Here is a 13,438-nt window from a genome sequence, read left to right on the forward strand (position 1 = left end):
ACTCCCCTGTGACGCCATTTCACTGGCGTCGCCGGAGAAAATCAAGCGCAATCGGTGATTTGGGGGATCCGGACGATCAGTATGTTGCGGCTGCCTAAAATTGAGGCAGCTGAAATATGACCTTGATCAGGCTTTGCCTCGTGCCCGGGCAGATACCTTCCCGCCTAGAAGGCGCGGAAGGTGACGACCGTAAACGTGTCCTTGATGCCGGGGAGAATCTGCACCTTCTCGTTGACGAAATGGCCGACGTCTTCCTCGTCATCGACATAGAATTTGGCGAGCAAATCGTAATTGCCGGCGATGGAGTAGATCTCCGAGGCGATCTCGGCATCGGCAAGCGCGCTGGCAACCTCATAGGATTTGCCGAGCTCGCATTTGATCTGCACGAAAAACGCCTTCATGGCTTCGTCCCGCTAAACGTCCAAGTCCAAGCGGCCCTTCTGGCAGACTGGAGGCGGCCTTTCAAGCACTGGAATGCGCACTTAGCCGGCGCAGCCCCCGGCCACGGCCTCGCGCAGCTCCACAACCGGCATGACATTCCGGTGGCGAATATTCGCAATCGGTGAAACCAGGATGCACCGCCAAGCGTATGTTATCGTGCATCTTCGGACATCATTTTTTGAGGGACTATTCCGAGGGACAACGGAGACAGGCCATGCGCCGCGCTTTTTTCGCATTCGCAGTCATTCCATTCCTCTTCATATCCTCGGCCTTTGCCGGCGATGCCGATGTCAAAGCCGGCCAGGCTGTCATCGATGGTCAGTTGAAGGCGCTGCTGGCCGATGACGGCGCCAAAGCCTACAGCTTCGCCGCCCCGAACGTGAAGCAGGTGTTCCCGACCGTCGACGCTTTCATGAACATGGTGACCAATGGCTACCCGCCCGTGCGAAAGCCACGATCCTACGCCTTCGGCAAGGTCGAGCAGACAGGCCCGGGTTCGCTTATCCAGCAAGTGCTGATCGTCGGCCCCGACGGCAAGGATTATGAGGCGGTCTACACGCTGCAGCAGCAACCCGACGGCACCTTCCAGATCACCGGCTGCAGCCTGCGGGCGTCGAACTCGCTCAGCACCTGAGGTTTTACAGGACGGGAATGTCGCCCCTCGCCCAGCCTTCTGATATCTCAGCCGCACGCGCGTCGAAGCTACCGATTTCGATCGCGGCGCGGATATCCTGCATAAGCTTTTGATAATACGAAAGATTGTTCCAGGTCAGCAGCATGGCGCCGAGCGCCTCCTGCGAGCGCACCAGATGATGCAGATAGGCGCGCGAATAATCGCGCGCCGCCGGGCAGTCGCTTTCTTCATCGAGCGGGCGCGGATCGTCGGCATGGCGGGCGTTGCGCAGATTGACCTTGCCGCGCCTGGTGTAGGCAAGGCCATGCCGGCCGGCCCGTGTCGGCATCACGCAGTCGAACATGTCGATGCCGCGCGCCACCGATTTCAGGATATCGTCGGGCGTGCCGACGCCCATGAGATAGCGCGGCTTGTCAGCAGGCAGTTCCGGACAGGTGATGTCGAGCATTTCGAGCATCACCGCTTGCGGTTCGCCGACCGCGAGGCCACCAACCGCATAGCCCTTCAAGCCCATCGCGCTCAGCGCCTGCGCCGAACGCATCCTGAGCGCTGCATTATCGCCGCCCTGCACAATGCCGAACATCGCCTTGCCCGGTTGGTCGCCAAACGCTGTCTTGCAGCGCTCGGCCCAGCGCAGCGACAGCTCCATGGCGCGCTCGATCTCCTTCAACTCGGCCGGCAGCGCCGTACATTCGTCAAGCTGCATCTGGATGTCGGAATCGAGCAGGCCCTGGATCTCGATCGAACGCTCCGGCGACATTTCGTAGGGCGCGCCATCGATATGCGAGCGGAAAGTGACGCCTTTCTCGGTCAGTTTCCTGAGCTTCGACAGCGACATCACCTGAAAGCCGCCGCTGTCAGTCAGGATTGGATGCGGCCAGCGGGCGAATTCATGCAATCCGCCAAGCCGCGCCACGCGCTCCGCACCGGGCCGCAGCATCAGATGATAGGTGTTGCCCAGGATGATGTCGGCGCCGACGCCACGTACCTGGTCCATATACATGGTCTTGACGGTGCCGCCGGTGCCGACCGGCATGAAGGCCGGCGTACGGATCTCGCCGCGCGGCATGTCGATCAGACCGCGCCGCGCCTTGCCGTCGGTGGCGAGGACCTTGAAGGTGAACGGCTTAGCCATTGAATTCCTTGTCGTGAACTGGTGCGTCGGGCGCCTGTCTGTCGAGCGACTGACGGCATTGGATGCAGCCGCGCATGAATTTGGGCCAGGGCGGCACGGCGATCGACGGCTCGGTCTTCTCCGGCAGCAGCTCCCACAGATCGGGGTGGTGCCAGCACAGATCATGGCCCGACGTATCGCGATGCGCGCGAATGCCGGCGCGCAGTTTCTTCACCTCGGCGATCAGTGCATCGCGATCAAGGGTTTGCAGGTCATCGTCCATCGCTCATCTCCGCTCGATAAAGCAGGCTTGCGTCTCCATAGGAATAGAACCGGTAGCGGTTCGCAATGGCATGCGCATAGGCCGCACGCATCGTGCCGAGGCCGCTGAAGGCCGAAACCAGCATGAACAGCGTCGAACGCGGCAGATGGAAATTGGTCATCAGCATGTCGGCCGTGCGAAAGCGGTAGCCGGGCGTGATGAAGATATCGGTCGGCCCAGACCACGCAGGCACCGTACCGTCTTCACGCGCGGCACTCTCCAGCAGCCGCAGCGAGGTCGTGCCGACGGCGATGATGCGCCCGCCCCTCGCTTTGGCCGCGTTCAGCGCGTCGGCTGTTTCCCGGCCGACCGAACCGGTCTCGGCATGCATCTTGTGGTCGGCTGTGTCGTCCGCCTTGACCGGCAGGAACGTGCCTGCGCCGACATGCAAGGTGACGAAGTGGCGTTCGACACCCTTGGCGTCGAGCGCTGCAAACAGCTCCGGCGTGAAATGCAGGCCGGCAGTGGGCGCAGCAACGGCGCCTTCCTCCCTTGCATAAATGGTCTGGTAGTCGGCCCGGTCGCGCTCGTCGTCGTCGCGCTTCGAGGCGATGTAGGGGGGCAGCGGAATGTGGCCGACCGTGTGCAGAGCCTCGTCGAGGAATGGTCCCGACAGGTCGAAGCCAAGCAGCGCCTCGCCGCCCTCGCCCTTCTCGATCACCGTGGCATCGAGCTGGCCGAGGAAGCAGGAATTGCCGTCATGGCCGAAATGGATGCGGTCGCCGGCGGCAATGCGCTTGCCCGGCCGCATGAACGCCAGCCACCGGTCCGGCGCAACGCGCATGTGCAGTGTCGCCTCGACTTGCGCCTGCGCTTCGCCCCGCCGCCTTATGCCTTTCAATTGCGCCGGAATGACCTTGGTATCGTTGAAAACCAGCACGTCGCCGGCCCTGAGCAAGGATGGCAGGTCGCCAACCCTGCGGTCGTCGAGTGCCTCGCCTGGTTTGACCAGGAGCATTTTGGCGCTGTCGCGCGGCTCCGCCGGGCGAAGCGCGATGCGCTCCTCCGGCAGGTCGAAGTCAAAGAGATCGACGCGCATCAGTAGAGCCGGATAAGCAGCGCTCCGGCCAAGAGCAGCACCGCGCCGGCGACGCGGCCGAGCGAGATTTCACGCACCGCGACGCCAAGGAAGCCGACGCGGTCGACGAGCATGCCGGCCAGCAGCTGGCCGGCCACCAGGAACGCCATCAGCGCTGCGGCGCCGATGCGGGGCGTCAGGATTGTCGAGAGCGTGACGTAGAAGCCGCCAAGCATGCCGCCGGCGACGAACAGCCAGGGCGCCGGCGCCTTCCAGTCAAGCGAAAGGTCCTGCAGCCTGACCACCGCGAAGGCGATGATACCGAGCACGACAGCGCCCGACAGGAACGAAAACGCAGCCGCCGCGACCGGGAGACCCAGGCCGCGCGCGAGTTGCGAATTGATCGGGGCCTGAATGGCAATGAAGGCGCCGGACAGGATGCCGAGAAGCGACCAGACGACGCCCATCATTGTCGTTTTGCCTTACTTGACGTCGGCCGCGACCTTCAGCGACACGATCTTGTCGGGATCGACCACCGGCTCGCCGCGCTTGATCTTGTCGACATTGTCCATGCCTTCGATGACCTGGCCCCAGACCGTGTACTGGCGGTTGAGGAAGGCGGCATCGTCGAAGCAGATGAAGAACTGCGAATTGGCCGAGTTCGGGTTCTGCGCACGCGCCATCGAGCAGGTGCCGCGGCCATGGTTGGCGTTGGAGAACTCAGCCTTCAGATCCGGCTTGTCGGAACCGCCCATGCCGGCGCGGGAAGGCGCAAAGGTCGCCTTGTTCGAATTGCCGAACTTCACATCGCCGGTCTGCGCCATGAAGCCGTCGATGACACGGTGGAAGACCACGCCGTCATAGGCGCCTTCCCTGGCCAGTTCCTTGATGCGGGCGACATGGCCGGGCGCCAGGTCGGGGAAAAGTTCGATGACGACCTTGCCCTTGGTCGTTTCCAGGATGAGCGCGTTTTCGCGGTCCTTGATCTCAGCCATGTCAGATATCCTTTTGTTCAAAAACAGAAACTATTTGTCGGCGGCGATGCGCACCTTGATCATCCGGTCAGGGTCGGAGACCGTACCGTTGTCCGCCTCATCGCCCTTCTTGATTTTGTCCACCAGGTCCATGCCGCTGACGACATTGCCGACGATGGTGTACTGGCCATCGAGCGGCGGCGCCGGTGCGAACATGATGAAGAACTGCGAATTGGCGGAGTTCGGGTCCTGCGAGCGGGCCATGCCGACCACGCCGCGCTTGTAATGCTCGGTCTGCGAGAATTCAGCCGGCAGGTCGGGCAGGTCCGAACCGCCAGTGCCGACGGCCTGGGCGTCAAAACCCTTGTTCATGTTGCCGAACTTGACGTCGCCGGTCTGCGCCATGAAGCCGTCGATGACGCGGTGGAAAGCGACATTGTCGTAGGCATGGTCACGCACGAGCTTCTTGATCTGCGCGACATGCTTGGGCGCCATATCAGGCCGCAGCGCGATGGTGACGTCACCATCCTTCAGCGTGATGATCATGGTGTTTTCCGGGTCGGCGGCATAGGCCGAGACAGACGCGGTCACGAGACCGGCAAGCACGACAAAGAACGAGGCGAGCCTTTTGAGCTGCATGAGGATTTTCTCCGGGCTTATTTCGCGAATTTGGCGGTGAGCGCGCCGGCAACAGCGGCCGGCACGAAGGGGCGGATGTCGCCTCCCATCGAAGCTATCTGGCGCACAAGTGTGGCGGTAATGGTGCGCACGGAAGGGCTGGCGGGCAGAAAAACCGTCTGCAGCTCGGGCGCCATGGTTTCGTTCATGCCGGCCATCTGCATCTCGTAGTCGAGATCGGTGCCGTCGCGCAGGCCGCGGATCATGATCGAAGCGCCCTGCTTCCTGGCAGCATCGATGACCAATCCGTCGAAGGCGACGACCTTGATGCGGGCGCCATCGCGGCCGAATTCGGCTTTCGTGGCGGCTTCGATGAGTTGCACCCGCTCCTCGAAGGAGAACAACGGCTTCTTGCCGGGATGAATGCCGATCGCGGCATAGACGATGTCGGCCACGGCCAGCGAGGCTTTCAGCACATCGAGATGGCCGTTGGTCAGCGGGTCGAAGGAGCCGGCGTAAAGGGCGGTGCGTTCAGTCATGGCTGGTGCTTCTAATGCATGATCCCAAAAAGTGGAAACCGGTTTTTGCGGACAAACGCTTTTCGTTTGTCCCAGAGATCATGCTCAAATCAAAGCCAGAGCCTGTTCCATCATCGGTCCATCCAGATGGAACAGGCTCTAGCGAGCCTCTGTCGCAAAGGCAAATCCGATCGGCGCGAAGGCCGTGAACCTTTTCCGGCGCATGAACGACAGATGAACACGCTGATCACGAAGCCTTCACGCAGCGTTCACTAGGTTGCACCTTAATAAGATGAAACCAAAATCCCATCTATCCGTTGTAAGGCGCAGGAGAACACGCAAATGCTGATCTACATGCTCGCCACCGCAATGACAGTCGCCATGCTGATCGCCACCGTATTCGGGCTGCATCAGGAGGCACAACGCATCCGCGTCAAGGCAACCACGAAGCGCTTCGAAGGCTTCGGCCCCCGCAAACCATATCGTCACTACTAAGTCTGTTCCGACTTGCCGCCGCGCCGGCCAAGGGGCCGGCGTTGCTATATCAAAGCTTGGTCCAGGGCTTACTCAGCGCCGTCCGGACCAGCATCGCTCTCTGGAGCAGACTCAGCGCCCCCTTCGACGATCTCTTCGCTTCCCTCGTCAGCTTGCGGCTCCGAGATGCGCTCGACCGAAACCACCTTCTCACCTTCAGCCGTATTGAAGATGGTCACACCCTTGGTGGCGCGGCTGGCGAAGCGGATGCCGTTGACCGGCACCCGGATGACGGTGCCGCCGTCCGACACCAGCATGATCTGGTCGTCATTGCCGACCGGGAAGGTTGCCACCAGACGGCCGATCTCCGCCACTTTCGACACATCGGTAGCGCGAATACCCTTGCCGCCGCGGCCGGTCAGGCGGAAGTCATAGGACGACGAGCGCTTGCCGTAGCCATATTCGGTCACCGTCAGCACGAATTGCTCATGCGCCTTGAGGGTTTCGTACTGATCGTCGGAAAGCTCGGCCTCCTCGCCGATCTCCTCGTTGGTCAGCGAAATCTCTTCTTCCTCACCTGCAGCCCCGGCGGCAAGCCGCCGCTCCGCCGCCGCGCGCTTGAGATAAGCGGCGCGCTGCGCCGGTGAAGCGTCGACATGCTCGATCACCGACATGGAGATAATGCGGTCGGTCTCAGCCATGGTGATGCCGCGTACGCCAACGGAATTGCGGCTCTGGAAGACGCGGACGTCACCAACAGAGAAGCGGATGCACTGACCGGAGCTGGCGGTCAAAAGCACGTCGTCATCGTCGGTGCAGGTCTCGACGCCGAGGATCTCGTCGCCTTCCTCCTCCAGCTTCATGGCGATCTTGCCATTGCGGTTGACCTGGACGAAGTCCGACAGCTTGTTTCGGCGCACGGTGCCGCGCGTGGTGGCGAACATCACGTCGAGTTCGCCCCAGCTCGTCTCGTCCTCGGGCAACGGCATGATGGTGGTGATGCGCTCGCCCTGCTCGAGCGGCAGCATGTTGATCAGCGCCTTGCCGCGTGACTGCGGGTTGCCGATCGGCAGCCGCCAGACCTTTTCCTTGTAGACGATGCCGCGCGAGGAGAAGAACAGCACCGGCGTGTGCGTGTTGGCCACGAACAGCCGGGTAACAAAATCCTCTTCCTTGGTCGACATGCCCGAGCGGCCCTTGCCGCCGCGGCGCTGCGCCCGGTAGAGCGACAGCGGCACGCGCTTGATGTAGCCGGAATGGCTCACCGTCACGACCATGTCCTCGCGCTGGATCAGGTCCTCGTCTTCCATATCCGCGCCACCGTCGGTGAGCTCGGTGCGGCGTGGCGTGCCGAACTCGTCGCGCACGGCGGCAAGCTCGTCCTTGACGATCTGCTGGACGCGCGCTCGTGACGACAGGATGTCGAGGTAGTCCTTGATCTCGTCGCCGATCGTGTTCAACTCGTCGGCGATCTCGTCGCGGCCGAGCGCAGTCAGGCGCTGCAGACGCAGTTCGAGGATGGCGCGCGCCTGTTCCTCGGACAGATTGTAGGTGCCGTCCTCATTGATGCGATGGCGCGGATCGTCGATCAGAAGGATCAGCGATTCGACATCGCCGGCCGGCCAACGCCGCTCCATCAACTGCTCGCGCGCCGTCTGCGGGTCCGGCGCCGTGCGGATCAGCTTGATGACCTCGTCGATATTGGCGACGGCGATGGCCAGACCCACCAGCACATGGGCGCGGTCGCGCGCCTTGCGCAGCAGGAATTTCGTCCGCCTTGTGATAACCTCTTCGCGGAAGGTGACGAACGCCTTCAGCATGTCCGTCAGGGTCAGCAGTTCCGGCTTGCCGCCATTCAGTGCCACCATATTGGCGCCGAAAGAGGTCTGCAGCGGCGTGAAGCGGTAAAGCTGGTTGAGGATGACGTCGGCGACGGCATCGCGCTTCAGCTCGATGACGACGCGATAGCCCTGGCGGTCGCTTTCGTCACGGATGTCGGAAATGCCTTCGATGCGCTTGTCGCGCACCAATTCGGCCATCTTCTCGATCATCGACGCCTTGTTCACCTGATAGGGAACCTCGGTGATGATGATCGATTCACGGTCATTGCCGCGCTGCTCGATGTTGACCTTGCCGCGCATGACAATGGAGCCACGGCCGGTCGAATACGCGCTATAGATGCCGGAACGGCCAAGCACGATGCCGCCGGTCGGGAAATCAGGGCCTGGAATGATCTCCATCAATGCCGGCAGGTCGATCGCCGGATTGTCGATGACGGCGATGGCGCCGTTGCAGACTTCGCCGAGATTGTGCGGCGGGATGTTGGTGGCCATGCCGACGGCGATGCCGCCGGAGCCATTGACCAGCAGATTGGGAAAGCGCGCCGGCAGAACCTTCGGTTCGGTGTCCGAGGCATCATAAGTGTCCTGGAAATCGACGGTGTCCTTGTCGATATCCTCCAGAAGCTCATGCGCGACCTTGGTCAGCCGCGATTCGGTATAGCGCATCGCCGCCGGCGGATCGCCGTCGATCGAGCCGAAATTGCCCTGCCCGTCGATCAGCGGCACGCGCAGCGACCAGTCCTGCGCCATGCGCACCAAGGCGTCATAGATCGAGGCGTCGCCATGCGGATGGTATTTACCCATCACGTCGGCGACCGGGCGGGCCGACTTCACATATTTGCGGTTCCAGTGGTAGCCGCTCTCATGCGCCGCGTAGAGGATGCGGCGATGCACCGGCTTCAGGCCGTCGCGCACATCGGGCAGCGCACGGCTGACGATCACGCTCATGGCGTAAGAGAGATAGGAGCTCTGCATCTCCTCGATGATGGAGATGGGCTCGATGCCGGTGGGGCCGCCGTCGGCGCCGCGCGGTGTCTTTTGGTCGGTCAAATCGGATCACAATCTAATCAGGAATCACTGACCGCTTATATAGGAAGCGCGGTCGAAACTCCAATGTTCGCGGCACTTTTCCAGTGTCATTTTTGGTGGTAATTTCAAAAGGATACCGCTCATTGCGACGATATGGCCACAACGCTTTTCGCCGCCACCAAGGCAAAAGCCTGCAATGGACCAATCTCCCCAGGCAAAAGCCGCGAGCACCATGAATTGGCGCCAGTGGCTGCCTTTGCAGGCGCTGAGCGGTTGGCAGTTCCGAGATCTCAGTGGCGATCTGATCGCCGGCCTGACGCTGGCAGCGATCGCCATTCCCGAGCAGATGGCAACCGCCCGGCTCGGCGGCTTTGCCCCCGAGATCGGTTTCTTCGCTTTTGTCGCCGGTTCGGTGGCCTTTGCCCTGTTCGGCGCCAATCGTCACCTCTCGGCCGGCGCGGATTCGACCATCACGCCGCTGTTCGCAGGCAGCCTGGCGCTGCTCGCCACATCAGGCTCGCCGCATTATTTGGCCCTGGCGGCCATGCTGGCATTGATGGTCGGCTTGATCGTGAGCTTGAGCGGCGTCTTTCGCCTCGGCTGGATTGCCGATCTCCTGTCAGTGCCGGTCACGACAGGGTTTCTGGCCGGCATCGCCGTCCACATTATCGTCTCGCAGATGCCAGAGATGCTCGGCCTGCATGCCGAGAGCGGCGAAACCTTGCGCCGTATCGGCGAGATTGCCGGCAGTCTCCATCTCACCAATCCCTGGAGCCTCGGGCTCGGCCTTGGCGTGTTCGCGATCGTGCTTGGCGCCGAGCGCATCAGCGCTCGCATCCCCGGCGCCTTGATCGGCATGGTGCTTGCCACGCTTGCGGTCATCGTTTTCGACCTCAGGAATCGCGGCGTCGAGGTGCTGGGCATCTTGCCAAATGGCCTGCCGCGGGCCGGCCTGCCCCTTGTCAGCCTTAACGATGTGCAGGCGCTGGTGCCGCTGGCACTGCTGATCGCCATCGTCGTCATGGTGCAGACGGCGGCGACCTCGCGTTCCTTCGTGCCGCAACAAGGCGAGCCCGACGTCAATCGCGATTTCGTCGGCGTCGGCGCCGGCAGCATCGCGTCCGGCCTGTTCGGCGCCTTTGCCGTCAATGCCAGCCCGCCACGCACGGCAATCGTCTCCCAGTCGGGCGGCCGCTCGCAACTGTCTGCCCTCATTGCCGCGGCCATCGTGCTGGCGCTCGGCGCCTTCGGCGGCGGCCTGCTCGCCAATGTTCCGCAAGCCGCGCTCGCCGGTGTCCTGATGTTCGTTGCCCAGCACATACTGCGCTGGAAGGTGTTCGCCGGCGTCTATCGGCAGGCTCCAGTCGAATTCCTGTTGATCCTGGTCACCATGGCCGCCATCGTCGTGCTGCCGATCGCAACCGGCGTGGCAGTCGGCATCGGCCTGTCGCTGCTGCACGGCATCTGGAGCGCAACGCGCACCGAGCCGATCGAACTGGAACACGTGCCGGGCACGTCCGTCTGGTGGCCGCCGGCCAAGCCGAGTGCCGGCGAGCAGCTCCCAGGCGTGCTGGTCGCGGCCTTCCAGGCACCGCTGTCCTTCGTCAATGCCGACCGCTTCAAGCGCGGCGTTTGCGACCTTGTCGATACCAGGCGCGAAACCGTGAAACTGGTCGTACTGGAGGCCAGCAACATCGTCGAAATCGACTACACCGCCGCGCAAGCCCTGATCGACACCATCCTGCATTGCCGCAAGGCGGGCGCGGTCTTTGCCATAGCGCGGCTGGAATCGCTGCGCGCCCAGGCCGCGCTGGCCCGGTTCGGCATTGCCGAAATGGTCGGCACGCAGCGCATATTCCACAGCGTCGACGCGGCGATCAAATCACTTGGTCCGGGGAAACAGCAGCAGCAAGAACAGGATGGAGTGCCATGATTGACCCGCGAGAACCCATTGTCACCCCGGTTCCCGTCGAGGAATTGAGGCCGACACAGATAACGGTCGGCATGAGGGAAGTTGCGTTGAAGCGCCAGATGATCCGGGAACAGGACGCCAAGAAGAAGACCGGCGCGTTTCTCGGCAAACACATGGTCCCCGTCGTATTGGGTCCCAAGAATCGCAACTACGTCACCGATCACCATCACCTTGCTCGCGCTTTGCTCGATGAGGGCGTCAAGGACGTGCTGGTGACCGTGATCAGCGACCTGTCCGCGCTCGACAAGGACGCGTTTCTTGTCGTGCTCGACAGCAGAGGCTGGATGCATCCGTTCGATGAGAACGGCCGGCGCCGCGATTACTCGGCAATTCCAAAGACGATCGGTGCACTGATCGATGATCCCTACAGGAGCATGGCCGGCGAGTTGCGTCGGCAAGGCGGCTTCGCCAAGGACACGACGCCGTTCAGCGAATTCATCTGGGCGGATTTCCTGCGTCGGCGCATCGACCGCAACGCGGTTGCGAAGAACTTCGACAAGGCGATGAAGGAGGCGTTGACGCTCGCCAAGGGCAAGGAAGCTGACTATCTGCCCGGCTGGTGCGGCCCGACCTCCGATTGACCACGTCTCGGCCGAGGCGCGTGCATAGCGGTGCCGCCCGACCGGCGATAATCGCCTGGCGTCTCGCCCATGACACGCCGGAACCGGCGGTTGAACGTCGACAGATCGTTGAAGCCGGCGTCGAAGGCGATCGCCGAGATCGCATCGTCCGACAGGCGCAGCCGCACCGCCGCCCGGTGCAGCCGGGTCTTGAGCAGGAACTGGTAGGGCGTCATCCCGGCAACCTGCCGGAAAATGCGCAGGAAATGATAGGGGCTGGTTGCCGTCTCATCCGCCAGCGCCGATAGCGAAACCGGCCCGTCGGCATCCAGTTCGATGCGTCTCACCGCTTCCGCCACGCGTTTCTGATCGCGGCGGCTCGGCGTGCGCAGGACAGGCGTGGCGCCGCAAGCGGTGGTCACAGCCGCGCCCGCAATGCGCAGGGAAAGCTCCTCGAAGGCGCCCCTGTCGGCCGTTTCGCGGGCGGCTTCCGCCTCCGCAAGCAGCGGCGCCAGGGCCGGCAAGGGCGGCAAGCGCGGCGCCTCGAAGCTGAGTGTTCGGGCGCCCGGCACGCCGGCGACGATCCGTTCCATGTAGGCCGGCTTGAAATGGAACGAGAGGCAGCGGTCGCCGCTGCCATGCTCGTGTCCGCATTCATAGCACGTGCCGGAATTGCCGAGCAGGAGTGCGCCCGGCGCCAGCATCGCGGTGCCTTGCTGCGCGCGGTAGCGGAACGTGCCGCTGGTGACCGCCGCGACGCAGAAATCCTGATGGGCTTCCTCGAACGGCCGGTCGCCCACACCGGCGGCGCAGATCACATCGGCGACTTGCCAGCCGGGTGCGGATGCGAGAGTGCGGGTCGTCGCTGTCATGGCCGGAATATAGCAATTTTTCCCAAGCCCAGAACCCCCGTGAGCGCCTACTCTTCCCGGTCTCCTGACAGAAAGAGACCGCAGCCATGTTCGACCCCTTTGCCGAAGCGTTGCACAGTCCCGGACCGATCAGCGGGCTTGCCGAAAAACTGAACCTTTACGGCCGCTTTGTCGGCGCCTGGACGTTTGACGCCTCACGTCACCTCGAGGATGGCACCGTGCTGACCGGGCGTGGCGAGGTGCATTTCGGCTGGGTGCTCGAAGGCCGCGCCATCCAGGACGTCTGGATCCTGCCCGCGCGGGACGCCGGCCCCTCGCCGTCCCTTGGCAAATGGACGTTCTACGGCACGACGCTGCGCGTCTATGATCCCGGCGCGGACGCTTGGCACATTTTCTGGAGCGATCCGCGCAACCAGTATTTCAGTCGCCAGCTCGGCCGCGCCGAAGACAACACGATCGTGCAGGTCGGCGCCGATGGCACCGGCTCGTCGGTGCGCTGGAGTTTTTCGCGGATCACCAAAAATTCCTTCCGCTGGCTCGGCGAGCGCTCGCACGACGGCGCGGACTGGCACCTCGAAGTCGAGTTCCTGGCGCGCCGTCAATCTGCAAGACGACATCACAACCCCTTGTAACGATGGAGAAAACCATGTTCGATCATATCTCGGTTGGCGTCCGCGACGCCAACGCCTCGAAGCGATTCTATGACGCTGCGCTGAAGCCGCTCGGCTATGCCTGTCTCAGCCAGTCGCCAGGCTCACTGGGTTACGGCGCCCAGAGTGTCGCGCTATGGGTCAACGCGGCGGCGCGGCCGGTGCCAGCGGACGAAAAATCCGGTATGCATTTCTGCTTTGCCGCGCCGACACGAGACAGCGTCGATGCGTTCCATGCCGCTGCCCTGCGCGAAGGCGGCAGCGACAATGGCGCGCCGGGCCTGCGCGCCGACTATGGCGACAATTATTACGCCGCCTTTGTCATCGATCCGGACGGCTACCGCCTCGAGGCCTATTGCGGCGCTGCCGGCTAGGTCATCAGTTTCGCTGTCCCGACAGTT

The 13,438-nt window shown here is 62.9% G+C and carries 17 protein-coding genes; 6 read left to right on the forward strand and 11 right to left on the reverse strand.

The features are described from left to right. Positions 1-164: 164 nt before the first annotated feature. Positions 165-401, reverse strand: a complete 237-nt coding sequence (locus AC04SF_RS19325; RefSeq protein ID WP_488479114.1) for an Lrp/AsnC family transcriptional regulator — start codon at positions 399-401, stop codon at positions 165-167. Positions 402-655: 254 nt separating this feature from the next. On the opposite strand from AC04SF_RS19325, the gene AC04SF_RS19330 reads away from it, so the two are divergent. Next, entirely contained in the window at positions 656-1,075 is a 420-nt protein-coding gene (locus AC04SF_RS19330; RefSeq protein WP_488479115.1) for a DUF4864 domain-containing protein, read from the forward strand. A gap of 4 nt (positions 1,076-1,079) precedes the next feature. Here AC04SF_RS19330 and tgt read toward each other — a convergent pair whose 3' ends face one another. From tgt to coaD, 7 genes are read right to left on the reverse strand one after another with little or no spacing between them, the layout of a single operon-like run. After that, a complete protein-coding gene (gene tgt / locus AC04SF_RS19335; protein ID WP_488479116.1) occupies positions 1,080-2,210 on the reverse strand; it encodes a tRNA guanosine(34) transglycosylase Tgt in 1,131 nt (376 codons plus the stop codon). After that, complete coding sequence (locus AC04SF_RS19340) at positions 2,203-2,472, reverse strand: hypothetical protein (RefSeq protein WP_488479117.1); 270 nt, start codon at positions 2,470-2,472, stop codon at positions 2,203-2,205. Before AC04SF_RS19340 ends, tgt begins: the two co-directional genes overlap by 8 nt. Next, complete coding sequence (gene queA, locus AC04SF_RS19345) at positions 2,462-3,550, reverse strand: tRNA preQ1(34) S-adenosylmethionine ribosyltransferase-isomerase QueA (protein ID WP_488479118.1); 1,089 nt, start codon at positions 3,548-3,550, stop codon at positions 2,462-2,464. Before queA ends, AC04SF_RS19340 begins: the two co-directional genes overlap by 11 nt. After that, on the reverse strand, positions 3,550-3,999 hold the full coding sequence (locus AC04SF_RS19350) for a DMT family transporter (RefSeq protein ID WP_096446365.1): 450 nt from the start codon (positions 3,997-3,999) through the stop codon (positions 3,550-3,552). The genes queA and AC04SF_RS19350 overlap by 1 nt, the downstream gene beginning before the upstream one ends. 12 nt (positions 4,000-4,011) lie before the next feature. Further along, the gene (locus AC04SF_RS19355) at positions 4,012-4,524 is read right to left on the reverse strand and encodes a peptidylprolyl isomerase (protein WP_488479119.1); all 513 of its coding nucleotides are present in this window, start codon (positions 4,522-4,524) and stop codon (positions 4,012-4,014) included. 30 nt (positions 4,525-4,554) lie between these two features. Then, positions 4,555-5,142: a peptidylprolyl isomerase gene (locus tag AC04SF_RS19360; RefSeq protein ID WP_488479120.1), complete on the reverse strand. Its 588-nt coding sequence runs from the start codon at positions 5,140-5,142 to the stop codon at positions 4,555-4,557. A gap of 17 nt (positions 5,143-5,159) precedes the next feature. Continuing rightward, positions 5,160-5,660 (reverse strand): pantetheine-phosphate adenylyltransferase, encoded by a 501-nt coding sequence (gene coaD / locus AC04SF_RS19365; protein ID WP_027044617.1) that lies wholly within the window; start codon positions 5,658-5,660, stop codon positions 5,160-5,162. 321 nt (positions 5,661-5,981) lie between these two features. On the opposite strand from coaD, the gene AC04SF_RS19370 reads away from it, so the two are divergent. After that, a complete protein-coding gene (locus AC04SF_RS19370; protein ID WP_019858284.1) occupies positions 5,982-6,134 on the forward strand; it encodes a hypothetical protein in 153 nt (50 codons plus the stop codon). Between the two features lie 68 nt (positions 6,135-6,202). Here the strand turns inward: AC04SF_RS19370 and gyrA are convergent, their stop codons facing one another. Beyond that, positions 6,203-9,004: a DNA gyrase subunit A gene (gene gyrA, locus AC04SF_RS19375; RefSeq protein WP_488479121.1), complete on the reverse strand. Its 2,802-nt coding sequence runs from the start codon at positions 9,002-9,004 to the stop codon at positions 6,203-6,205. Positions 9,005-9,028: 24 nt separating this feature from the next. Further along, positions 9,029-9,217: a hypothetical protein gene (locus AC04SF_RS19380; RefSeq protein WP_488479122.1), complete on the reverse strand. Its 189-nt coding sequence runs from the start codon at positions 9,215-9,217 to the stop codon at positions 9,029-9,031. On the opposite strand from AC04SF_RS19380, the gene AC04SF_RS19385 reads away from it, so the two are divergent. Continuing rightward, entirely contained in the window at positions 9,216-10,916 is a 1,701-nt protein-coding gene (locus AC04SF_RS19385) for a SulP family inorganic anion transporter (RefSeq protein WP_488479123.1), read from the forward strand. The two genes, AC04SF_RS19380 and AC04SF_RS19385, sit on opposite strands and share 2 nt — an antisense overlap. Further along, on the forward strand, positions 10,913-11,536 hold the full coding sequence (locus AC04SF_RS19390) for a ParB-like protein (RefSeq protein ID WP_488479124.1): 624 nt from the start codon (positions 10,913-10,915) through the stop codon (positions 11,534-11,536). Before AC04SF_RS19385 ends, AC04SF_RS19390 begins: the two co-directional genes overlap by 4 nt. On the opposite strand, the gene AC04SF_RS19395 is transcribed toward AC04SF_RS19390, so the two are convergent. Further along, the gene (locus tag AC04SF_RS19395) at positions 11,500-12,387 is read right to left on the reverse strand and encodes a helix-turn-helix transcriptional regulator (protein WP_488479125.1); all 888 of its coding nucleotides are present in this window, start codon (positions 12,385-12,387) and stop codon (positions 11,500-11,502) included. The two genes, AC04SF_RS19390 and AC04SF_RS19395, sit on opposite strands and share 37 nt — an antisense overlap. 86 nt (positions 12,388-12,473) lie before the next feature. Here AC04SF_RS19395 and AC04SF_RS19400 point away from each other — a divergent pair, with 86 nt between their 5' ends. Together AC04SF_RS19400 and AC04SF_RS19405 are read left to right on the forward strand one after the other, a co-directional pair. Beyond that, on the forward strand, positions 12,474-13,019 hold the full coding sequence (locus tag AC04SF_RS19400; protein ID WP_488479126.1) for a hypothetical protein: 546 nt from the start codon (positions 12,474-12,476) through the stop codon (positions 13,017-13,019). 14 nt (positions 13,020-13,033) lie between these two features. Then, a complete protein-coding gene (locus tag AC04SF_RS19405) occupies positions 13,034-13,411 on the forward strand; it encodes a VOC family protein (RefSeq protein WP_488479127.1) in 378 nt (125 codons plus the stop codon). Positions 13,412-13,438: the final 27 nt, after the last annotated feature.

The organism is Mesorhizobium sp. CNPSo 4671, from assembly GCF_057784245.1.